19 protein-coding genes are annotated in these 22,121 nt (G+C 30.6%); 16 read left to right on the forward strand and 3 right to left on the reverse strand.

The annotated features are described in order from the left end of the window. Position 1: 1 nt before the first annotated feature. Genes L8T90_RS01115 through L8T90_RS01125 form a run of 3 tightly spaced genes read left to right on the forward strand, consistent with a single transcriptional unit; the run spans position 2 to position 2,041 of the window. Entirely contained in the window at positions 2-967 is a 966-nt protein-coding gene (locus L8T90_RS01115) for a hypothetical protein (protein ID WP_263668985.1), read from the forward strand. Then, on the forward strand, positions 964-1,518 hold the full coding sequence (locus L8T90_RS01120; protein WP_039627963.1) for a hypothetical protein: 555 nt from the start codon (positions 964-966) through the stop codon (positions 1,516-1,518). The genes L8T90_RS01115 and L8T90_RS01120 overlap by 4 nt, the downstream gene beginning before the upstream one ends. Then, the gene (locus tag L8T90_RS01125; RefSeq protein ID WP_263706576.1) at positions 1,502-2,041 is read left to right on the forward strand and encodes a hypothetical protein; all 540 of its coding nucleotides are present in this window, start codon (positions 1,502-1,504) and stop codon (positions 2,039-2,041) included. Before L8T90_RS01120 ends, L8T90_RS01125 begins: the two co-directional genes overlap by 17 nt. Here L8T90_RS01125 and L8T90_RS01130 read toward each other — a convergent pair. Beyond that, positions 2,028-2,825 carry a membrane lipoprotein lipid attachment site-containing protein gene (locus L8T90_RS01130; protein WP_263736479.1) on the reverse strand — a complete coding sequence of 266 codons (798 nt, stop codon included), beginning with the start codon at positions 2,823-2,825 and terminating at the stop codon, positions 2,028-2,030. The genes L8T90_RS01125 and L8T90_RS01130 overlap by 14 nt on opposite strands. 72 nt (positions 2,826-2,897) lie before the next feature. Between L8T90_RS01130 and lgt the strand changes: the two genes are divergently transcribed. The 6 genes from lgt to L8T90_RS01160 all read left to right on the forward strand — a co-directional run bounded on the left by lgt (position 2,898) and on the right by L8T90_RS01160 (position 11,273). Further along, positions 2,898-3,713 carry a prolipoprotein diacylglyceryl transferase gene (gene lgt, locus L8T90_RS01135; RefSeq protein ID WP_257928651.1) on the forward strand — a complete coding sequence of 272 codons (816 nt, stop codon included), beginning with the start codon at positions 2,898-2,900 and terminating at the stop codon, positions 3,711-3,713. Positions 3,714-3,790: 77 nt separating this feature from the next. Further along, positions 3,791-4,570: a fumarate reductase cytochrome b subunit gene (locus L8T90_RS01140; protein ID WP_012661076.1), complete on the forward strand. Its 780-nt coding sequence runs from the start codon at positions 3,791-3,793 to the stop codon at positions 4,568-4,570. Continuing rightward, positions 4,554-6,545, forward strand: a complete 1,992-nt coding sequence (locus L8T90_RS01145) for a fumarate reductase flavoprotein subunit (protein WP_066007209.1) — start codon at positions 4,554-4,556, stop codon at positions 6,543-6,545. Before L8T90_RS01140 ends, L8T90_RS01145 begins: the two co-directional genes overlap by 17 nt. Further along, the gene (locus tag L8T90_RS01150) at positions 6,538-7,263 is read left to right on the forward strand and encodes a fumarate reductase iron-sulfur subunit (protein ID WP_012661078.1); all 726 of its coding nucleotides are present in this window, start codon (positions 6,538-6,540) and stop codon (positions 7,261-7,263) included. Before L8T90_RS01145 ends, L8T90_RS01150 begins: the two co-directional genes overlap by 8 nt. Beyond that, positions 7,241-9,466, forward strand: a complete 2,226-nt coding sequence (locus L8T90_RS01155) for a dynamin family protein (RefSeq protein WP_263682685.1) — start codon at positions 7,241-7,243, stop codon at positions 9,464-9,466. Before L8T90_RS01150 ends, L8T90_RS01155 begins: the two co-directional genes overlap by 23 nt. Beyond that, a complete protein-coding gene (locus L8T90_RS01160; RefSeq protein WP_263736480.1) occupies positions 9,456-11,273 on the forward strand; it encodes a dynamin family protein in 1,818 nt (605 codons plus the stop codon). The genes L8T90_RS01155 and L8T90_RS01160 overlap by 11 nt, the downstream gene beginning before the upstream one ends. Here the strand turns inward: L8T90_RS01160 and L8T90_RS01165 are convergent. Next, the gene (locus tag L8T90_RS01165; RefSeq protein ID WP_263736481.1) at positions 11,263-11,847 is read right to left on the reverse strand and encodes an NAD(P)H-dependent oxidoreductase; all 585 of its coding nucleotides are present in this window, start codon (positions 11,845-11,847) and stop codon (positions 11,263-11,265) included. The two genes, L8T90_RS01160 and L8T90_RS01165, sit on opposite strands and share 11 nt — an antisense overlap. 233 nt (positions 11,848-12,080) lie before the next feature. Between L8T90_RS01165 and L8T90_RS01170 the strand changes: the two genes are divergently transcribed. The 4 genes from L8T90_RS01170 to L8T90_RS01185 all read left to right on the forward strand — a co-directional run bounded on the left by L8T90_RS01170 (position 12,081) and on the right by L8T90_RS01185 (position 15,539). Further along, positions 12,081-12,809, forward strand: a complete 729-nt coding sequence (locus tag L8T90_RS01170) for a gluconate 2-dehydrogenase subunit 3 family protein (RefSeq protein WP_263682688.1) — start codon at positions 12,081-12,083, stop codon at positions 12,807-12,809. Positions 12,810-12,812: 3 nt separating this feature from the next. Then, on the forward strand, positions 12,813-14,534 hold the full coding sequence (locus L8T90_RS01175) for a GMC family oxidoreductase (protein ID WP_263736482.1): 1,722 nt from the start codon (positions 12,813-12,815) through the stop codon (positions 14,532-14,534). 226 nt (positions 14,535-14,760) lie between these two features. Beyond that, complete coding sequence (rrpA, locus tag L8T90_RS01180; protein ID WP_263663793.1) at positions 14,761-15,090, forward strand: MarR family transcription factor RrpA; 330 nt, start codon at positions 14,761-14,763, stop codon at positions 15,088-15,090. Continuing rightward, complete coding sequence (locus tag L8T90_RS01185) at positions 15,087-15,539, forward strand: lipocalin family protein (RefSeq protein ID WP_214114847.1); 453 nt, start codon at positions 15,087-15,089, stop codon at positions 15,537-15,539. The genes rrpA and L8T90_RS01185 overlap by 4 nt, the downstream gene beginning before the upstream one ends. Here L8T90_RS01185 and L8T90_RS01190 read toward each other — a convergent pair. Continuing rightward, entirely contained in the window at positions 15,536-16,618 is a 1,083-nt protein-coding gene (locus L8T90_RS01190; protein ID WP_263736483.1) for an NAD(P)-dependent alcohol dehydrogenase, read from the reverse strand. The two genes, L8T90_RS01185 and L8T90_RS01190, sit on opposite strands and share 4 nt — an antisense overlap. A gap of 153 nt (positions 16,619-16,771) precedes the next feature. Between L8T90_RS01190 and hsdR the strand changes: the two genes are divergently transcribed. Genes hsdR through L8T90_RS01205 form a run of 3 tightly spaced genes read left to right on the forward strand, consistent with a single transcriptional unit; the run spans position 16,772 to position 22,119 of the window. Continuing rightward, a complete protein-coding gene (gene hsdR, locus L8T90_RS01195; protein ID WP_263736484.1) occupies positions 16,772-19,084 on the forward strand; it encodes an EcoAI/FtnUII family type I restriction enzme subunit R in 2,313 nt (770 codons plus the stop codon). Beyond that, positions 19,074-20,018, forward strand: a complete 945-nt coding sequence (locus tag L8T90_RS01200; RefSeq protein WP_197553790.1) for a DUF1837 domain-containing protein — start codon at positions 19,074-19,076, stop codon at positions 20,016-20,018. Before hsdR ends, L8T90_RS01200 begins: the two co-directional genes overlap by 11 nt. Next, a complete protein-coding gene (locus tag L8T90_RS01205; RefSeq protein WP_318529932.1) occupies positions 20,008-22,119 on the forward strand; it encodes a DEAD/DEAH box helicase in 2,112 nt (703 codons plus the stop codon). The genes L8T90_RS01200 and L8T90_RS01205 overlap by 11 nt, the downstream gene beginning before the upstream one ends. Positions 22,120-22,121 lie beyond the last annotated feature (2 nt).

A 22,121-nucleotide genomic window follows, 5' to 3' on the forward strand; every position in this document is an offset into this window, starting at 1 on the left:
TATGTTATCTTTTTTTAGAAAGTACATTTTACAACTTTTAGTTTGTATTTGCTATGATGAAAAACAATACATTATAAGATGTCATACTTGGAAAAAATCCCAAGCTGTGGATACTTTTGAAAAAAGCTTTGAAGATAAAGAAAAAGCTATAGAATATGTAAAAAATTTAACTAAAGATTTTCAAATTTATTATATATGTACTTTTTTTACTCCTATTGCCCAAGGCGTTGTGCCAAGCTCAAATTTTAAAGATCTTTCCAATTTTGGTGTCGATGCAAGTAGTGTTAAGTGTATTTCTTTTAACAATGGCTTATTGTATGCATCTAATCATTCTTTAAGCTCATATGAGCAAGATTATGAGGCTTTTGGCGGTTTAGATTTACTTTATTCGCCTTTTTCTTTGCTTTATCATTGTATGGCAAATAGAGGTTTTGAAGAAAAAATAGGCCTTTATGTATATAGATACCATGATTTTGTTGCGATGTTAATTTGTAAAAATGAAGCTATATTATTTGGAAGTTATTTTAATATAGCTAGTCAAAATTATAATGAAGATGATTTTTTTGATGATATTAAAGAAGAATTTGATTTACAAATTGATAATGAAAATCAAGAAGAAGAAAATGAGCAAAATTATGATTTAAAAAGTTTAGAAGAAATGAGTCAAGAGCTTGATAAACTTGAGGAATTAGATGAAGAAAAAGAAGAACTTCCTATGGAATCTTTAGAAAATTTTAGCTCAGATATGAAAATGATAGAATACATCATCTCAAGTGTAAAAGAATTTTATCAAAATCCTTTGTATGATAATAGCTTTTTAGAAGAAATTGTGATTTTTGATGAGGAAAGTTTTAGCCCAACCTCGCTTGATTATTTAGAAAATGAGCTTTTTATAAAACCTAAAGTAGAGCTTGTAGATACTTTAAATTTGATGAATGAACTTATGGTGAAGGACTTAAAACTATGAGATATAGTCTAATCAAACCTAAGATAAAACCTGTTTTTAATCTTTTTACTAGAATTTGGATTTATTTTACTAGTATTAGTGTTGCTTTGATTTTTGTAGTATTTATTGTGGTAGTTTTTAAAAGCTATTATGCGTCTGTGCAACTTGATAATAAAAAAGAAGAGTTGGCCCAAATTATCGCACAAATTAATGCAAATAAGCTTAAATATCAAGAATTAGTAAGACAAAATGATAAAGCAGAGTTGATTTTGGGAGATTTAGAGCAAGAACAAGAAAATGGTAAAAATAAAGTTTTATTAAAAAGTATTCAAAATCTTTTTACTCTAGTGCCTAAAAACATATCTTTAGATGAGGTTTTAATGGAAGATAGATCACTTATTTTAAGAGGCATTACACCTACTAAAGAAATGTTTGCATTGTTATTAGAGGCTCCATTAAGAAGTATTTTTTCCAATTCTCAAACAAGTTATTATCAATTAGAAAATGGGTGGTATCGCTTTGTAAGTGTAAATATCACTATACCAGAGGAAATGTATGAGCAAAAACGATAAGAGCTTAGAAGAAGCTGATGTATTAAAAATCTTGATTTATTCTTTTTCATTTGTTGCACTTTGTGCGATTTTGATTTTATTTTTAATCGTACCTTTTTTGAAAGATTATAAAATCGAACATTCAAGATTAGCAACCCAGCAAATTCAAAACACTAAAGCAATAAACGAATTACAAGCTTTAGAAAAAGTTATTGATGAGTTTCAAAAGGTGAATGCGCAAAATTTAGCTCAAATCAATACAGAATTTTCACAAAAAGAATTATTGGAATTTATGAAAAATTACTTTGATGATGTAAAAATCAATCTCATTCCTATTAAAAAAGAGCAAGAGTATCTAAAATATCAATTTGGAGCTAATGTAAAGATGAAAAATCCTCAAGCTTTTTATTCTTTTTTAAATGATTTGCAAAGATATAAAAATTTAATAGAAATTAGCACTCCTGTAGAGTTTAAATCCGAAGAAAAACACATCAATCTTAAATTTAAGATCAAAGTGTTTTACGCACAAGCTATTCAAAAATGATTACTTCATTATTTTGATAAGGAGTAGCTTTTTCTTCTTTTTTATCATCTTGTTTTGTATCTTGAACTTCTGAGTTTTCTTGTGTTTTTGGTTCTTCTTTGATTTCTTTTATACTCGTTTTTAAACTAGATGTGATTTCTTTATAAAAAGTAACAAAAACTTTATCAATTTCTAAAGCACTTGCTGCAAGACTTTCATTAACTTGGGTTGGAACAGCACTATATACCTCTCTAAAGCTTTCTATGCTTGCTTGTCCTTTTATAGGATAATTTAAAATAATAGGATCGTTTAATTTTGCCGAGCTTGTTGTGCTTTGAAAAGTATCTTCTTGGTGTAAATTATTTAAATGACTTTGAGCTTCTAAAATAATCATAAAAGAAGACTCCACACTATCGCCTCCAAGACTTGAATTTCTCGTAACCTTATCTTCATATAAACTAGCATTGATAACTATATTAAAAGCATAATCAGGATTTTCATTATCTATGGTATATCCTTTGCTTTGAAGCAATGCTTTGCTATCTTCTAAAAGTTGTTTTTTGAGTAATTCTAAGCTTTTATTAATTCTTTGATTTAGGGTAGATTGCTCAAAATATGAACTATAAAAAGTATTTTTTATAATTTCCACATCATTGATTTTGACTTTAGGACTATTAGCATTTGTGTTGTTGTGTTCTTCAAAAGTACTTTTAAAATTTGGCATAGAAATATAATAAGTTTTTTGATTACCAGTGCAAGCACTTAAAAATAAAATTATGCTAAAAAATAATAATATTTTTTTCATTTTCTCTCCTTTTGATTTTTATAATTATAACAATTTTTTGCTATATTATATGTTTTATAATAAGGGCTTTTTATGGAATTTTGGCAAAATATTTATGCAAATTTTGATGTGGTAGCTTTTGAAATTTTTGGTTTAAAAGTGCATTGGTATGGCATTATGTATGTGTTAGCTTTGCTTGTTGCTTTAATGGTTGCAAAATACTATGCGATTAAAGACAATATGGGAATTTCTAAAGCTATGCTTGATAGCTATTTTATATGGGTAGAAATAGGGGTGATTTTAGGTGCAAGATTGGGTTATATTTTAATTTATGATGCACATACTTTATGGTATCTTACACATCCTTGGCAAATTTTTAATCCCTTTTATAATGGAGAATTTGTAGGGATTAGAGGTATGAGTTATCATGGAGCTGTTGTTGGATTTTTAATAGCAACTTATGCTTTTTGTAAAAAAAATAAGCAAAATTTATGGAAATATTTAGATTTGGTTGCTATTAGTGTGCCATGTGGATATATTTTTGGTCGTATTGGAAATTTTTTAAATCAAGAGTTATTTGGTAGAGCTACAGAAGTGCCTTGGGGTATTTATGTAGATGGGATATTGCGTCATCCATCACAGCTTTATGAAGCATTTTTAGAAGGTTTTGTAGTTTTTGCTATTTTACTACTAATAAAAAAATATAAAAAATATAATGGAGAACTGATTGCTTACTATACGATTTTATATGCCCTAGCGCGCTTTGTATGCGAGTTTTTTAGAGAGCCTGATTTTGGTATAGGCTTTGTGGCTTTTGGTATGAGTATGGGTCAGATATTGAGCTTATTAATGTTTTTATTAGGACTATTTTTATCTTTTTATTTAAGAAATATTAAAAAAAATTTATAAATTTTTATTTATTTTAAGAATAAAAGTTCTATAATTGCTCCGATATTAAAACTTATCAACTTTTAAAAGGAGTAAATATGAGCCAACTCATTGAAGGTTTTTTAGGCAAGAGTATTGATGGCAAAAAAAGCAAAATGCCAGCAAAACTTGACTATATTCAAAGTGCGACAGGCTTAATTTTAGGCTTGTTTATGTGGGCACATATGTTGTTCGTTTCTACCATTTTGGTTAGTGATGATTTTTTTGATTCAGTGGTTCATTTTTTAGAACTAAAATTTATCATTAATAGCCCTATGATGAGCTACATCACGTCTTTCTTAGCTGCCTGTGTTTTGGTTATTTTCTTTGTGCATGCGGGTCTTGCAATGAGAAAATTTCCTATTAATTTCAGACAATACCAACTTTGTAGAACACACTTAAAATATATGAATCATGGTGATTCTTCTTTATGGTGGGTTCAAGCTGCAACTGGTTTTGTAATGTTTTTCTTGGGTTCTGCGCACTTAATTTTTATCATTACTAATGCAGATAAAATCAGTGCTGATATGTCAGGTGATAGAGTAGTGAGCCATTTTATGTGGTTATTTTACATTGCCTTATTAATCTGTGTTGAGTTGCATGGTAGTATTGGTCTTTATAGATTATGTGTAAAATGGGGTTGGTTTGAAGGCAAAGATGCAAAAGAAAGTCGTAAAAAACTTAAAAAAGCAAAATGGTTTATTAGTATTTTCTTCTTAGTTTTGGGTGTATTAAGCTTAGCTGCTTTTGCAAAAATAGGCTTTAATAATTACCAAAACAACTCTGTAGCGCAAATAGTAAAAACTTATGATGGAGCTAAATATGAACATACAATATAGTGATGCTTTAGTTATCGGTGGTGGTCTTGCAGGTTTAAGAGCTGCTATTGAAGTTGCAAAAAGTGGTCAAAGTGTAACTTTATTAAGTATTTGTCCAGTTAAAAGATCTCACTCAGCTGCTGTACAAGGTGGTATGCAAGCGAGTTTAGGAAATAGCGTTAAAGGTGAGGGAGATAATGAAGATGTGCATTTTGCTGATACAGTAAAAGGATCTGACTGGGGCTGTGATCAAGAAGTTGCAAGAATGTTTGCGCAAACTGCTCCAAAAGCTGTGCGTGAGCTTGCTGCTTGGGGTGTGCCTTGGACTAGGGTTACAAAAGGACCTAGAACTGTAGTTATCAATGCTCAAAAAACTACCATTGAAGAAAAAGAAGAAGCACATGGTCTTATAAATGCAAGAGACTTTGGTGGTACTAAAAAATGGAGAACATGTTATATCGCTGATGCAACAGGACACTGTATGCTATATGGTGTGGCAAATGAAGCGATTAAACATCAAGTTAAAATCATCGATAGAATGGAAGCAGTGAGAATTATCCATGATGGTAAAAAATGTTTAGGGGCTATTGCTAGAGATTTAACTAATGGGGAATTAATCGCTTATGTTGCTAGAGGAACTATGATTGCAACAGGTGGTTATGGTAGAATTTATAAACAAACTACAAATGCTGTTATTTGTGAAGGTACAGGAGCTGCTATTGCTTTAGAAACTGGACTTTGTAGACTTTCAAATATGGAAGCAGTACAATTTCACCCAACTCCAATCGTACCAAGCGGTATCTTACTAACTGAAGGTTGTAGAGGTGATGGTGGTATCTTAAGAGATGTTGATGGTTACCGCTTTATGCCTGATTATGAGCCTGAGAAAAAAGAACTTGCAAGTAGGGACGTTGTAAGTCGTAGAATGATGGAGCACATTAGAAAAGGTAAAGGTGTAAAAAGCCCTTATGGAGATCATTTATGGCTTGATATTTCTATCCTCGGTCGTGCTCATGTTGAAAAAAATCTTCGCGATGTTCAAGATATTTGTAAAACATTTAATGGTATTGATCCTGCTGATGAGGGTCCAAAAGGCTGGGCACCAGTTTTACCTATGCAACATTACTCAATGGGTGGTATTAGAACTAAACCAACCGGCGAAAGCCAATGGTTAAATGGTCTTTTTGCGTGTGGTGAAGCAGCTTGCTGGGATATGCACGGATTTAACCGCTTGGGTGGAAATTCATGTTCAGAAACTGTTGTTGCAGGTATGATCGTAGGGGATTATTTTGCGCAATATTGTAAAGAAAATGGTAATGATATTGATACAAATATCGTTAAGTCTTTTCTTTCTAAAGAGTATGATTACTTAAAATCTCTTGTTAGCAAAGAAGGAAAACATGATGTATTTGAAATCAAAAATAGAATGAAAGACATTATGTGGGAAAAAGTAGCTATCTTTAGAACAGGTCAGGGTCTTGAAGAAGCGGTTAAAGAGCTTGAAGAGTTATACCAAAAATCACTTGATCTAAAAGTACATGATAAAGAATTAAAATGTGCAAATCCAGAGCTTGAAGAAGCTTATAGGGTTCCAAGAATGTTAAAAATTGCTTTATGTGTTGCTTATGGTGCGCTTTTAAGAACAGAAAGCCGCGGGGCTCATTATAGAGAAGATTATCCAAAAAGAGATGATTTAAATTGGATGAAAAGAACAAATACTTACTGGGTAGAAGGTGAAAGTATGCCTAGAGTTGAGTATGAAGATCTTGACATTATGAAAATGGAAATCCCACCTGCATTTAGAGGTTATGGTGCTAAAGGAAATATCATTGAAAATCCATTAAGCGAAAAACGTCAAGCTGAAGTTGATGCAATCCGTGAAAAAATGGAAGCAGAAGGCAAAGGTAGATATGAAATTCAACATGCTTTAATGCCTTATGAATTACAAGCTAAATTTAAAGCACCAAATCAAAGAATAGGAGTTGATTATGAGTAGAAAATTAACAATAAGAGCATTTAAATATAATCCATTAAGTAAAATTTCTAAGCCTCATTTTGTTACTTATGAGCTTGAAGAAACTCCATTTATGACGATTTTTGTGTGCTTAACTCAAATCAGAGAAAAAATGGATGCGGATTTGAGTTTTGACTTTGTATGTAGAGCAGGGATTTGCGGAAGCTGTGCTATGATGATCAATGGTAAGCCAAAACTTGCTTGTAAAACATTGACAAAAGACTATCCAGATGGTGTTATAGAACTTATGCCTTTACCTGCATTTAGACACATTAAGGACTTAAGTGTTAATACAGGTGAGTGGTTTGATGGTATGTGCAAACGCGTTGAAAGCTGGGTGCATAATGAAAAAGAAACAGATATTTCTAAACTTGAAGAACGTATTGAACCAGAAGTTGCTGATGAGACTTTTGAGCTTGATCGTTGTATAGAGTGTGGAATTTGTGTTGCTTCTTGTGCAACTAAGTTAATGAGACCTGACTTTATCGCAGCTACTGGGCTTTTAAGAACAGCTAGATATTTACAAGATCCACATGATCACAGAACCATAGAAGATTTTTATGAATTAGTGGGTGATGATGATGGTGTGTTTGGATGTATGTCTTTACTTGCATGTGAAGATAATTGTCCAAAAGAACTACCTTTACAAAGCAAAATCGCTTATATGAGAAGACAGCTTGTCGCTCAAAGAAACAAATAATCCTAGCCCCCAAGAAAAGGGGGCTCTTAAAACCTTACTAAAACAAATTTGGCAAAATCATAGCGTTTATCTTGACACAAATACACTTTTTGATGAAAGTTTGATTGATACTCAAAAAGCAGCAATTCTTTTAAGTACTAATCTTGATAATTATGAAAGATTTAGCGCTTTGAATGAATTTAAAAATTTGATGAAAAGTTTAAATTTACGCTTAGATCTTTATGGTATTCAGTATGCACAGGTTTGTTTTATTAATGCTTTAAATTTAGGAATTTTAGACAAAAATGAGCTTTTAAAAGCCTTGGAAAAACTTCAAAAAATCACTGATAATACTTTAATATATGCTTTTGTATCTAGGCAAAAAATTATTCAAAAAGATTACAAGCAAGAAGTTAAAAACTCACATCAAACATTAGATTTTATTAACCAAAACTTACAAGAGCTTTGCGAGGATGAAAAAGCTCAAAAACTCTTACAAGAAGCTTTGGTTAAATTTAGCAATATTGATTTTTCTATCGCAGTAACAGGTGTGGTAAATGCAGGTAAATCAAGCATGCTAAATGCGCTTTTAAAAAAAGATTTTTTAGGTGTATCTAATGTGCCTGAAACTGCAAATTTGAGTGTTTTAAAATACGGCAAAGAACAAAAGGCTAAGATGTATTTTTGGAGTGAAGAAGAATGGCAAGATATTTTAAAAAGTTCTAAAGATAATCAAGATATGCAAGAACTTATAAAACAATTAGAACAAAATTTTAATCTAAATGAATATATCAAAAAAGAAAATAAAAATATAGAAATAAAAATTGAAGAATTAAAAAATTACACTAGTGCAAAAAACAAAATCTCAGCACTTATTAAAAAAATAGAGCTTTTTTCATCGCTTGATTTTTTAAAAGATAATGTTTGCATAGTTGATACTCCAGGACTTGATGATGTGATCATCCAAAGAGAGCTTTTAACAAAAGCGTATATAAGCAAGGCTGACTTTTTAATCCACCTTATGAATGCTTCTCAAAGTCTTAGCCAAAAAGATTGTGATTTTATTATAGAATGTTTGGTAACTTCAAGGGTAAGTAAGCTTTTGATTGTGCTTACCAAGGCTGACTTGCTTAGTCAAAAAGACTTGCAAGAAGTAATTAACTATACTAAAAATAAGCTCAAAGAAAATTTAGCACAAAAGCAGCTTAGCCAAGAATTATTAGATAATGTAGATTTTGTGTGTATTTCTTCAAAACTAGCTAATGATTTTTATCAAAAAAAAGGTGGAAATTTAGAACAAAGTAATATTTTAACACTAGAAGAACTTATAGCTAAAAGCTTATATGATAAAAACAAAATCGCTCTAAGTGCTTATAAAAAAGAATTATTATTGCATTTAGAAAAAATAGAAGAAAAAATTAAATTTTCTAATAAAATGCTAAATTATGAAAGCTTTGAGTTTGATAAACAAAATCAAACTATTATCAATGATTTTAAAGCAAAAAAAGAAAAATTAATGCAAGTAAAAGCAGAGCTAAGTGCTATTTTTAGCACAAAAGATGAAAATACTCAAGAAATTTTAACGCTTTTGCATTTGCTAGCTAAGAAATTAAAAGAAAAACTTATAGATGAGCTAAAATATAATCAAAATAATAAAATCAAAAACAACACTCAAAGATTAAACACTATCATTGATACGACTTTAAAAGATGGAATTTTTGATCTTTTAAGAGAGTTAAAACAGCAAAGTGAGTATAAGGTCAATGAGTTTAAAAACACTCTAAGTGTGAAATATGATTTTTTAAAAGCTATTTTAGAGCAAAATTGTGATGATTTTAAAAGTAAGGTTGAAACAAAAATAGAAAGCATTTTCACTAATGATCTTTTTATGACATTAAAAGCGGAGCTTTTAAAAAATTTAGAATCAACTCAAGATATTTATAAACTAGAAAGCTCTTTAGAAAATCAAATTTTAGAAAAATTACAAACATTTAATATAGAAAAAATTGCCTTAGATTTAAAAAATAATCAAGAATTTTTTACTAATTTAGAGCTTAGTTTAAATTTATACGAAAAAGAACAAGAAGAACAAATCAAAGACTTAAAAGACTTGATTTTACAAATAGAGCAAAATGAACAAAACTCCAAAGAGCTTTTAGAAAAAAACAATACAAAATTACAAAGTTTAAAGACTTTAAAAACGGAGCTTTTAAATGCAAAATGATTTGATTAATGATTTTTTAAAAGCTTATGAAAATGCTTATTGTAAAAGTTTTGATGATAGTTTTGAAGGAAAGATTTTAGCAATAAAAAATGCATTTTTAGAACCGAGTTTGCATTTAAATGATGTCTTTTTAAAAGATCTTGAGATGATCATAGCTAGCTATAAAAGAGCCATTAATGTGGCCATTATAGGGCAATTTTCCAGCGGTAAATCCACGCTTTTAAATTTGATTTTACAAAAAGAATGCCTGCCAACAGGCGTGGTGCCGGTGACTTTTAAGCCCACTTTTTTACGCTATGCTAAGGAGTATTTTTTAAGAGTTGAATATGAAGATGGTAGTGATGAGATTGTTGATATAGATGAGCTTTCTAAATTTAGCGATCAAAGAAATGAGCTAAAAGAAACCAAAAGTTTGCATCTTTTTGCACCTATTGAGCTTTTAAAGAATATCACGCTTATAGATACCCCGGGTCTAAACGCAAATACCACTGATACGCTAACTACTTTTAAAGAACTTTCTTTTATGCATAGTGCTATTTGGCTTAGTTTGATTGATAATGCAGGTAAAAAAAGTGAAGAAGATGCTATAAAAGCAAATACTAAGCTTTTAGAGCGTGGTGGGATTTGTGTGCTTAATCAAAAAGATAAGTTAAGTCAAGATGAGCTAGAAAATGTTTTAAATTATGCACATTTAGTTTTTGATAAGTATTTTGAAAAAATCATCGCAATTTCATGCAAAGAAGCAAAATTTGATTTGCAAAAGTCAAATTTACCTTTACTTTATGAGTATTTAAAAGAACTTGATTATGAGCGTATTAAAAAAGATTTTATTAAAGAAAAACTTAGTAATCTATGCGAGCTTTTGTCAAATCAATATGGTTTGTTTCAAAATGTACTAGAGCAATTAGAGCTTAAATTTAATGCTATTTTGCAAACTTTCAAAGTAAGCAAACTAGAGCAAAAAATCAAAATTTTAAATCATAATTGTTTAGATAAATTAAAACTTGTTGGAGAAAAAATCGCCCAAGAAATTTTAAAATTTATTAAAGAAAAAGATAGTAGTTATTACAGGGAAGCCAAGGGCTTATTTAAGAAAAATCTTTATGAAAAAGTTGCTTATAAAGCGCCGTATCTTTCAAGCGATGATGCGTTTTTGGCTATGTTTTATAACTCTGAAGCAATGAATAAGGAATTTAAAAGATTAAAAAACGAAATCGCTTTAGAATTTAATCAAATCAAAGATGATTTTTCCTTATTTTTTACTCATTTAGAAGAACAAATTTTGCTTTTTAAGGCTCAATTTTCAAATTTACAAAAAGAAAATGCCTTAGAAAGTGAAAAAGAATTTGCTAGTTTTAGAAGCTTTGCTAGTGCTAGCGAGGAGCTTTTTTTAAAAGATTTTAAGCAATTATTATTTAAAAGCCAACTTGAGCTTGATCTATTTTTAGAAAAACTTAATCTAAAAGCTTTGGCAAATTATGAAAGTGCTACTAAACTTACTTTGGGATTTTTTAGCACTAAAATGAATGCGAGTAAAGAATTTTACGAGCTTGATAGCACCGAGTTTAGCTTGTATCATCCAAAAGCAAGTGAAGTGCACCAAAGAGTATTAACCGAGCTTAATGTATATGAATTTGAAGATTTGCTTTTAAATAAGCCTGTAGTTTTAAAAATTTATAAAAATTATATGCAAAGCTTTGTTGATTTTATTGAAGCTAAAAGACAGATTATTTTGAATTTAAAAAGTGAATTTGAAGCTAAAAAATCAATGATTTCTAGCATCAAATCCCAAATTTCTAAGCTTTAAAAATTTTTTCTAAGTGTGCTTTATAATTTCTGAAATACTCTTGCACTTGAGGATTTTTGATTACATCATTTGCTATGAAAGTAGGCAAAGCACTCATTCCTAAAAACTCATGTGCTTTGCGAAAGTGTAAATACACTCCATCAACCCCAGCTCCATTAAAGAATTCATTCTCATCATTAAAGGCTTGTATTGGAGCATTCCAAGTTAGCGAAAGCATATATTTTTTATTTTTTAAAAGCCCGCCACTTCCGTATTTTTTACTTGCATCATCTCTGCTTCTACCATCGTTTTTATAAAACACTCCATGTCCTGCTGTGAAAACATCGTCAATGTATTTTTTCACTATCCAAGGCTCACCCATCCACCAACCAGGCATTTGCCAAATCAAAACATCCGCATTTAGAATTTTTTCCATCTCATCGTTTATATCATAGCCTTGATCTATGTGTGTTTGTTGGGTTTGTAAACCAAGTTCTTGTAAAGTCTTAAGTGCAAGCTCATGCAAGCTTGTGTTTAATCTTCCTTTAGAGTGTCCAAAGTCTTTTGCACCGTTTAATAATAATACTTTTTGCATATTTATCCTTTTGCGTTTTTTGAAATTATAATTTAACTATAATTTTATTTCAATACTGAAATTTATGTAAGATACTATACTATAAGAAAGTGTAAAACAAATATGTTACTTTTTATGATTGATTTTTTAAAAATAATACAAAAATTGTATTATTTTTTTTATTTAAGACTATATTAAAAAAGCAAGGAATAGAATGAATATAAGTTGATATTGTCAACAAAAAGGAGGAAAATATGCAAGATAATGTCATCGATCGTAGAAATTTTTTTAAATTAAGTCTTTTGGGTGGTGGTGTGGTTGCTGCTAGCGCTATGAGTGGTGGAGCTATATTGCATGCTGCAGAATTAACTCATGCGCACAAGAAAACACAAGGAGGTTCAAATAAAATAAGAGGAAAAATGTTTTTTCAAGTGCAGACTGATTTTGATAATCTAAGTGCAGCATGTGAGAGAATTTATCCAAAAGATGAGCAAGGTGATGGTGCTATAGGCTTAGGCGTGCCTTATTTTATTGATAATCAATTAGCCTCAGCTTATGGTTATAATGATAGAGAATACCTACAAGGGCCATTTATAGAAGGAATTGCTGAGCAAGGTTATCAAACCCCAATGAAGCGTAATGAGATTTTTTTAGAGGGTGTTAAAGCTTTGGAAATAATATCTCAAAAGCGTTATAAAAAAACTTTTTCATCTTTAAAAGGGGTTGAGCAAGATAAAATTTTAGTTGATTTAGAAAAAAATAAAATCGATTTCATAGGATTTAAATCTTCTGAATTTTTTACTCTTTTAAGAGATATGACAATAGCTGGAGTTTTATCTGATCCAATTTATGGTGGTAATGATAATAAAAATGGTTGGAGAATGATGCAATATCCTGGTGCTCAAATGAGTTATATTGACAAGATCACAAGTGATGAGTTTTTTGACATAGAGCCTATGAGCTTAGCTGACATGGAAGGATAAATTATGGCAGAAGTATTAAAAAAAGTAGATGTGGTAACAGTAGGAGCTGGCTGGACAGGTGGTATAGTTGCAGCAGAGCTTACCAAGGCTGGCTTGACTGTCTTGAGCTTAGAGCGTGGTATGATGCAAACTACGGAAAATTTTGCAATGATTCACGATGAGTGGAGATATGGTATTAACTATGGTTTAATGCAAGATTGCTCAAAAGATACAGTAACTTTTCGCCATAATGTTAATGGTTTGGCTTTACCATATAGAAAAATGGGATCTTTTTTACTTGGAAGTAATGTTGGTGGTGCAGGGGTGCATTGGAATGGTTGGACCTTTAGATTTTTACCTTATGATTTTGAGATTAAAACAAAAAGTTTTGAAAGATATGGTAATAAATTAGGCGATGATTATACTTTGCAAGATTGGGGTTTAACCTATAAAGATATGGAACCTTATTATGATAAGTTTGAAAAAACCTGTGGAATTTGTGGAGAAGAAAACCCACTTGCTGAAAAAATGGGTTTGTTTAGATCAAGTCCTTATCCGCAAGAACCTTTAGAAAATACTAAAATGCTTAAACGCTTCGAAAAAGCTGCAAGAGAAATGAAATTGCACCCATTTAGATTACCTGCGGCTAATTCAAAAGGCGGTTATACTAATCCAGATGGTCAAGAACTAGCCCCATGTCAATATTGTGCTTATTGTGAGCGTTTTGGTTGTGAGTATGGTGCTAAGGCTAGTCCTATTAATACTGTCATACCTAAAGCTATGAGCACAGGAAAATATACTATAAGAACTCATAGCAATGTCGTAGAAATACTAAAAAAAGATGGTAAAGCTACGGGAGTTAGGTTTGTAGATACAAGGACTATGAAAGAGTATATTCAGCCAGCAGATATTGTGGTGCTTACAAGCTATATGTTTAACAATGCTAAGCTTTTAATGGTAAGTGATATAGGTGAGCAATATGATCCAAATACAGGCAAAGGAACTTTAGGTAAAAACTATTGTTATCAAATCAATATGGGAACAACAGCGTTTTTTGATGAGCAATTTAATACATATATGGGTTCAGGTGCTTTAGGTACAACTTGCGATGATTATAATGGGGATAATTTTGACCACTCGAAAGAGAAGTTTTTGCACGGAGCTATGATTTATAGTGTGCAACTTGGAAATCGCCCTATCCAATCAGCTCCGCTGCCAAAAGGAACTCCAAGTTGGGGAGCTGAATTTAAAAAAGCTTTAAATTATAATTTTACAAGAGCTATTACAGTAGGAGGACAAGGCGCATCTTTACCACACAAAAGCAATTATTTGAGTTTGGATCCAACCTATAAAGATGCTTTTGGAATGCCACTTGTAAGACTTACTTATAATTTTACAGATCAAGATCGTGCTTTGCATAAATTTATAACAGATAAAACAGCTGAAGTAGCTAAAAAAATGCAAGGAGTGAGATCGATTAAAAAAGGAGCATACTTGAAAGATTATAGTATAGTGCCTTATCAATCTACACATAATACGGGTGGAACTACTATGGGTGCTGATCCTCAAACAAGTGTTGTTAATACTTATTTGCAACATTGGGATATGGATAATCTTTTTGTTGTGGGTGCGGGAAATTTTCAGCACAATAGCGGATATAATCCTACTGATACAGTTGGAGCTTTGGCTTATCGTTGTGCAGAGGGTATTTTAAAATATCATAAAAATGATAGACAATTAGTATAGATATACGTGAAGCATTTTGCTTCACGTATTATTTTTCGCTACTATTTTTTTCTTTTTTCTTTTTCCATAAATGAAGCGCAGCCCCGCATGCACCACCAACAATAGCAGCAATGATAAGATTTGTGATGAAATCCATCGAAATCCTTTTTAATGTGTATTCATTTTGATAAAAAATGATTTTGGATTATAATATAAAAAAGCATAATACTATATTAAAGGAAAGTATATGGAAGAAAAGTGCGATTTTACAGAATGTGGGTTTAACTATACCTTGTCTTTGATTTCGGGAAAGTATAAGATGAGCGTTTTGTATTGTTTGTTTCGTTATGAAGTTGTAAGATATAATGAACTTAAAAGATATCTTGGCAATATTTCTTTTAAGACCTTAACGCATACTTTAAGAGAGCTTGAAAATGATGATTTAATCACGCGTAAAGAATATCCACAAATCCCTCCAAAAGTAGAATACAGCCTTGCTAAAAAAGGACAAAGCTTGATCCCTATTTTACAAGCAATGTGTGATTGGGGCGAGGCAAATCAAAAGGAAGAAAAATGATAGAATTATTAGATGGTATAAATTTAGAAAAATACATGGGTACATGGTTAGAAATGGCTAGAAAACCTGCCTTTTTTCAAAAAACTTGCAAAAGTGCTAAAGCAGAATATGAGCTAGAGTATGAAGGCTCTACGCCTATAATTAAAGTCAAAAATATATGCACTAAAGAAAATGGAGAAATCTCTCAAGCAAATGGCAAAGCCAGGGTAAAATCACCAAGAGCTTTAGCGGTTAAATTTAGTATTTTTATGAATGTTTTTAACAAGCCAAATTATGAGATTATTTACATTGATACAAATTATCAAGTTTCTATCGTAGGTAGTCCTGATAAAAAATATCTTTGGATTTTATCAAGAGAGATTTTAGCAAAAGAGCAAATAAACTCTTTGCTTGAAATAGCCAAGCAAAGAGGTTTTGATACTAGCGATGTGATTTTTGATGAGTATTAATTTTCTGCACTCATATCGATTACATAGCGGAATTTGGCTTTTCCTGAAGTGAGGTTTTCATAAGCTTTGTCAATCTCGCTTGGTTTGATGAGTTCAATTTCAGGATAAATTCCATGTTCTAAAGAAAAATCAAGCATTTCTTGAGTTTCTTTAATGCCTCCAATAAGCGAGCCATATACTTTTTTACCTGCTTTAAATACAAAATGAATGATGTTAATGCTAGGACTTACTTCATGCGGAGGTAATCCTACTATAGCCATCTCACCACCAAATTTTAACAAATCCATATAAGCTAGCGGATCATAAGGGGTTGGTATGGTAGAGATGATGAGGTCAAATCTTTCTTTTACTACGCTTTTGTCTGTACTAGTATAAAAATTACTCACACCCATAGCTAGAGCTTCTGATTTTTTCTTTTCATTTCTTGCAAAAACACTTACTTTTGCTCCCATTTTTACAGCATATTTTACTGCCATCATACCAAGTCCACCAAATCCTGCTACGGCTATGCTTGAGCCTTCTTTGATGTTTGAAAATTTAAGCGGTGAATAGGTAGTAATACCCGCACAAAGTAAAGGCGCTACTTTGTCAAGTGGTGCATTTTTTGGCACATTGATAGCAAATTTTTCACTTACTACGATGTTGTTTGAGTAGCCTCCATAGGTGTTTTCATTATCATGAAATACATCTTTGCAGTTATAAGTGTAGATGGTTTTACCATTTTCACAAAATTGCTCTTGAGATTTTTTGCATGCTTCGCACTCTCCGCATGAGTTTACCATGCACCCAACCCCAGCATAATCACCTACTTTAAATTTACTCACATTTTCACCCACCGCTATAACTTCTCCTGCTATTTCATGGCCAGGTACGCAAGGGTAGGTTGCCTCGCCCCATTCGCTTCTTGCGGTGTGAATGTCACTATGGCAAATTCCTGCGTATTTGATAGCGATTAAGATATCGTTTTTACCTACTTTATGGCGTGTAAATTCAAAAGGGGTGAATTTAGAATCCTTGCTAAGCATAGCATAACCTTTGCTTTTAACACGACCATTTTCTAAAAAGATTTTTGAGTCCATTTTCTCTCCTTTGTGGTTTTTGAAATTATATTAAAGCTAGGTTTTTATTGCAATAGGGAAAATAAAGTAAGATACTATACTCAAGGTGCGTTTGTGGGTTTTGGTTTGATTTTTATGGTATAATTATTTAAATTTTTTACCCATAAGGAAGCCATGGAACTTAAGCATTTTTCAGAAGATGATACTAGAGTTAAACTCATAGATGTAAAACTTCACGCTAGCTCTTGGAGTGAAGAAAATATCATAAGAAATTATTATTTTACTGATGGGCGTAAGCTTATAGGAAATAAAAGAGGCGAAAGAAAATTTGCAGATTATTTGCTGAAATTTCAAAACAATAATCTTGCTATCATAGAAGCTAAAAAACAAAGCAAAGATCCTTTAGATGGCTTATCTCAAGGCATAGAATATGCCAAAATTTTAAACGTAGCATTTGTATACAGCACTAATGGTGATAAAATTTATGAATATAACCTAAAAACTTCAAGCGGTGAGTATATAGAAAAATTTCCAACTCCAAATGAGCTTTTTGCTAGGATTTATGGAAATTTAAAAGAATGGCAATACAAGCTTTTATCACAGCGAGAATTATACATACCTCAAAAAGAATTAAGATATTATCAAAAGATTGCAGTTGATAAAGTCATAGAAGCTTTGATCAATGGTAAAAATAGAATTTTACTCACTCTTGCTACAGGTACAGGTAAAACCACCATAGCTTTTGCTTTGTGTTATCGTTTGCTTGAAGCTAGGTGGAATAAAACAAATCAAGACAAAAAACCTAAGATATTATTTTTATGTGATAGAGTGAGTTTAAGAGATCAAGCTTTAGGAGAGTTTAATCCTATAGAGGGCGATTGCGTGGCAGTGAGTGCGCAAGAGTTGAGAAAAAATAATGGCAGAGTGCCTACAAGTGCAAATGTGTTTTTTGGAATTTATCAAAGTCTAGCTTCAAATTCAAAAGAACAAGAAAATGTTAATGAAGAACAAGAAAGCAAATTCTACTTACAATACCCCAAAGACTTTTTTGATCTTATCATCATCGATGAATGTCACAGAGGTGGAGCGAATGAAGAAGGTAGCTGGGCAGGGGTGCTAGAGTATTTTTCATCAGCTACGCATTTAGGGCTTACTGCTACGCCTAAAAAAAGTGATAATGTAGATACTTATAGGTATTTTGGTGAGAGTATATATGAGTATAGTCTTAAAGATGGCATAGAAGATGGCTTTTTAACCCCTTATAAAGTTAAGCGTGTTACGACTACGCTTAGTGAAGGCTATGTGTATAACCCTGATGATATCATAGAAGGTGAGTTAGAAAAAGGCTTTTATAAGATCAATGAATTTGAAAGAAATATTCACTTGCCTCAATACAACGATTTTCTAGCTAAAGAAATTTTAAAGCTCATCAACCCTATGGACAAAACCATCATCTTTTGTGCTAACCAAGCCCATGCAAGTGAAGTAAAAAGAGCCATTGATAAATTTAAAAGTGTAAAAAGAGATGACTACTGTGTGAGGGTTACAAGTGATGAGGGTAAAATAGGGCTTGAGTACTTAAAGCAGTTTCAAGATAATGACAAAAGCTACCCTGTGATACTCACTAGTTCTAAAATGCTAACCACAGGAGTAGATGCTAGAAATGTCCGCAACATAGTGCTTTTGGCAAATATAGGTTCTATCATAGAATTTAAGCAAATCATCGGAAGAGGCACTAGGGTATATGAGGGAAAAGACTTTTTTACTATACTAGATTTTACCGGAGTAACAAGACTTTTTTATGATCCTAAATGGGATGGCGAGCAGATCGAAGATGAAGAAAAAACCGAAGTAAAAACTATACAAAACAAAAGAGAGCAAAGCAACCCTAAAGAAACAACCAAGCAAAAAGAAGTCACCGTGCATTTAAAAGGCACCAAACTAAAAGTGCTTGATATAGCGACAAGCTACATAGGAGATAGCGACAAGCCACTTAGCACAAAAGAATTTTTGGAATTTTTAGTAGGAAAGCTAGCAGAATTTTATAACGATGAGACAAGGTTACGCGAGATTTGGAGTAACCAAGCAAGCAGGAAAGAATTTTTACAAAAACTTGAAAAAGACCGCATAAGCGAGCAGGTTTTGGAAGAATTGACAGTGATTTTTGAGCAAAAAGACTGCGATGTGTATGATGTGCTAGCACACTTAAGCTTTAACAGCGAGATAAAAACACGCCATGAACGCGTGCTAAATGTAAAAAATAGTACATTTTTAAAACGCTTCCAAAAAGAAAAAGCCTTAAAGCTTGTCGAGTTTTTACTAGATAGGTATCAAGAGTATGGTATAAAAGACTTTGATAGTGGGTTAAAAACACTTATAGATCTTAGCTCTTTAGGTAGCGTAAAAGAGCTAGTGAGTGAATTTGAAGGTATGGAGAATTTAAAACAATGCATTGATGATTTACAAAGGGAGATTTATGCAGGATAAAGAAATAGAAAATACAACAGCAATAAACACTTATGTGAAAAATAAAGATAATAATAACTTTACAATAATTTTAAATGAAACACTATGTTGTCAATATCATCATTTTTTACTATCTATTTCAAATCAATTTGAAAGCAAAAAGTGGAAAATGAAAAATTTTAAAAATTTTATTATTACTAATTTAAAAGAATGTGCTCTAACAGAACAAGAAAGGCAAAGTTTAGCAGGCAATGAAGGCGAAATTTTAGATAAAGCTATCTCAAAACTAAGAATAAATAACAAAAGCGGAGAGATAGGAGAAATTTTTCTTCATGGTATCATGAGGGAATATTATAATGCTCTACCTATTGTACCTAAGATTTTTCATAAACAAAATCGCAATATGGAAGCATTCGGATTTGATAGCGTTCATCTAACTATAGAAAACCAAGAATACCATTTGTGGTTAGGCGAATCAAAACTATATAAAAACTTAAATGAAGCTATAAGAAAAGCTATAAAATCTCTAAAAGATAATCTAAATGACGAAACTATTCTTGATGAAGCTAGAATAATTGCAAATTCAAATGAATTAGATAATTTAGCAAAACATCATAACATTCAAACAAGCACATTGACAAATTTCAAGCAAATTATTAATGGGAATATTAATCTTGATAGATTAAAAGGCATTTTACATGTGCCAATATCTATTATTTATGATTGTGATTATACAAAAAGCATTGAAGAAATTACCAACGATTATAAAGCAACGATAAAAAATTTTCATAAGAAAAAGGGGGATAAAATATCACAAGAAATTAAAAAATTTTCGGATAAAATTGCATATATTGATAGAATAAAATTTCATATAATTTTTTTTCCTATCCCAAATAAAAGAGAAATTATTAGCAAAATAAATGAAATTTTTAAGAGTTATAGAAATGCTGACTAACGAACAAATTTTTGACGAATGTGTAAAGATATATGAAAATCTAAATGATAACAACAAAGAAGCAGAAGCTAAAGAAAAGCTTTTTTATTTGCTTGATAAAATTCAAGATAAAGCTTTATATCCGCCTATATTAAATCATCTAATCAGACAATTTGGATTATATCCTTATATGAATCAAGATACTTCAATTTTAGCAGATAGATTTTTGCTAGAATGTTTTAAAGCAAATATCGGAGAAGACGAACCAAAAGTTTTGCATAGAGAACAATCAAGAGTTTTAAAAAGACTTTTAAGTAATGAAAGTCTTATTCTTTCTGCTCCAACAAGTTTTGGCAAAAGCTTTATTATTGATGCTCTAATAGCTATGAAAAAACCAAAAAATATATTAATCATTGTCCCTACAATTTCTTTATTGGATGAAGCTAGAAGAAGACTTATAAAGAAATTTTATAATTATAATATAACCACAACCACTCAACAAACCAATTTAGAAAATAACAATATCTTTATTTTTTCTCCAGAAAGAGCAGTTGAATATTTTTCATTTATTAATAAAGAAAATATCAAGCTTGATTTTTTTATTGTTGATGAGTTTTATAAAATATCAAAGGATTATGAAAATGAAAGATTTGCTCCACTGCAAAATGCTATTTTGAAATACACAAATATTTCTAATCAAAGATATTATATTTGTCCAAATATAGATAAGATAAAAAATGAAAATAGTATTCTTTGCAAAGGAATGGAATTTGAATGCCTTGACTTCAATACTGTTTTTATTCATATTAATAAATGCTATAAGGATGAGGATTTTAAAAAAGAAGAAAAAATTCTAGAAATAGTAAAAAAAGATGAAAAAACTCTAGTTTATACCCAAAGTCAAAGCAATATAAAAAAAGTTTGTGAAATCTTGGTGGAAAATACCATCATAGAAAATTCAAATGCTTTATTGGAAAATTTTGCAAAATGGTTATCAAAATATTACGGAGAACACTACCTTAATGATACATTAAAAATTGGCGTGGGAATACATCATGGAAGACTCCATAGATGTCTATCGCAATTGCAAGTAAGATTATTTGAAGGAAAAGATTTACTAAAAACCATTGTTTCTACATCTTCTTTAATAGAAGGGGTTAATATTCCAGCAAAAAATCTTATTCTATGGGACAAAAAAAATGGAACAAAAAATATAAATCATTTTACTTATAAAAACATTATAGGTAGAAGCGGAAGAATGTTTAAATATTTTATAGGTGAAGTATATTTATTTGAATCTCCAAACGAAGATGATAATCAAGAAAAGATATTAGATGTAGAAATCAAATCAGAATCTTTATCTATTAATGATGAGATAAATAATGAAATTCCCGATAATATACAAGCAGAAGTTAAAAATAATCAACTAGAAATAATAAAATTAATAGGAAGAGATAAATTCAATTTGCTTAAAAAAGAAACATTGTTAAAAAATGATTTAGAAGTTATTATAAAAATAATTCAAATATTGCAAAGTGAAGATTTTAATAGTGAAATTTTTACATATTTATTTAATGATGAACCTGATAAATGGTATATCTTATCTAAAATTGCACTTATAAGAGAATTTCATTGCAATAATATTAATAATACTAGTAATATAAATAATGTTGAATTGGTAAAAAAATTATCACAAAATTGGACTAAACCACTACCAAAACTTATTAAAGATATGGGAATTGATTTGGATGATTTTTTTAAATTTGAGAATCATGTAGCTTTTAAAATTGCATCACTATTTTCCGATATTAACACTTTACAAAAAATACTCTATCCTGAAAAAGAGATAGATATTTCAAGTTTTGTTACAAAACTTTCAAATGCTTTTTTACCATCAGTGGTATATACTCTTGAAGAATTTGGACTACCTAGAATCATTTCTAAAAAACTTCATCAATGTGGATTTATTGATTTTGAAAATAATGATTTAACAATAGAGCAAGCGTTAAACAAATTTAAAGAACATACAGCTGATGATATAATCAATATATTAAAAGAAAAAAATCTTTACGATAATTTTGAAGATTATATATTAAATTATTTTTATGAAGGTTTGGGATAATA

Origin of the sequence: Campylobacter sp. RKI_CA19_01121, assembly GCF_025771295.1 — a bacterium.
GTDB lineage: Bacteria > Campylobacterota > Campylobacteria > Campylobacterales > Campylobacteraceae > Campylobacter_D.

Excerpts from the sequence above, each read along its gene's own strand:
- L8T90_RS01170 (WP_263682688.1), top strand. The coding sequence starts at position 12,081 with ATGCAAGATAATGTCATCGATCGTAGAAATTTTTTTAAATTAAGTCTT.
- L8T90_RS01160 (WP_263736480.1), top strand. The coding sequence starts at position 9,456 with ATGCAAAATGATTTGATTAATGATTTTTTAAAAGCTTATGAAAATGCT.
- L8T90_RS01190 (WP_263736483.1), bottom strand. The coding sequence starts at position 16,618 with ATGGACTCAAAAATCTTTTTAGAAAATGGTCGTGTTAAAAGCAAAGGT.
- L8T90_RS01185 (WP_214114847.1), top strand. The coding sequence starts at position 15,087 with ATGATAGAATTATTAGATGGTATAAATTTAGAAAAATACATGGGTACA.
- L8T90_RS01200 (WP_197553790.1), top strand. The coding sequence starts at position 19,074 with ATGCAGGATAAAGAAATAGAAAATACAACAGCAATAAACACTTATGTG.
- L8T90_RS01130 (WP_263736479.1), bottom strand. The coding sequence starts at position 2,825 with ATGAAAAAAATATTATTATTTTTTAGCATAATTTTATTTTTAAGTGCT.
- rrpA (WP_263663793.1), top strand. The coding sequence starts at position 14,761 with ATGGAAGAAAAGTGCGATTTTACAGAATGTGGGTTTAACTATACCTTG.
- L8T90_RS01205 (WP_318529932.1), top strand. The coding sequence starts at position 20,008 with ATGCTGACTAACGAACAAATTTTTGACGAATGTGTAAAGATATATGAA.
- L8T90_RS01150 (WP_012661078.1), top strand. The coding sequence starts at position 6,538 with ATGAGTAGAAAATTAACAATAAGAGCATTTAAATATAATCCATTAAGT.
- L8T90_RS01115 (WP_263668985.1), top strand. The coding sequence starts at position 2 with ATGTTATCTTTTTTTAGAAAGTACATTTTACAACTTTTAGTTTGTATT.
- L8T90_RS01125 (WP_263706576.1), top strand. The coding sequence starts at position 1,502 with ATGAGCAAAAACGATAAGAGCTTAGAAGAAGCTGATGTATTAAAAATC.
- lgt (WP_257928651.1), top strand. The coding sequence starts at position 2,898 with ATGGAATTTTGGCAAAATATTTATGCAAATTTTGATGTGGTAGCTTTT.
- hsdR (WP_263736484.1), top strand. The coding sequence starts at position 16,772 with ATGGAACTTAAGCATTTTTCAGAAGATGATACTAGAGTTAAACTCATA.
- L8T90_RS01175 (WP_263736482.1), top strand. The coding sequence starts at position 12,813 with ATGGCAGAAGTATTAAAAAAAGTAGATGTGGTAACAGTAGGAGCTGGC.
- L8T90_RS01165 (WP_263736481.1), bottom strand. The coding sequence starts at position 11,847 with ATGCAAAAAGTATTATTATTAAACGGTGCAAAAGACTTTGGACACTCT.
- L8T90_RS01120 (WP_039627963.1), top strand. The coding sequence starts at position 964 with ATGAGATATAGTCTAATCAAACCTAAGATAAAACCTGTTTTTAATCTT.
- L8T90_RS01145 (WP_066007209.1), top strand. The coding sequence starts at position 4,554 with ATGAACATACAATATAGTGATGCTTTAGTTATCGGTGGTGGTCTTGCA.
- L8T90_RS01140 (WP_012661076.1), top strand. The coding sequence starts at position 3,791 with ATGAGCCAACTCATTGAAGGTTTTTTAGGCAAGAGTATTGATGGCAAA.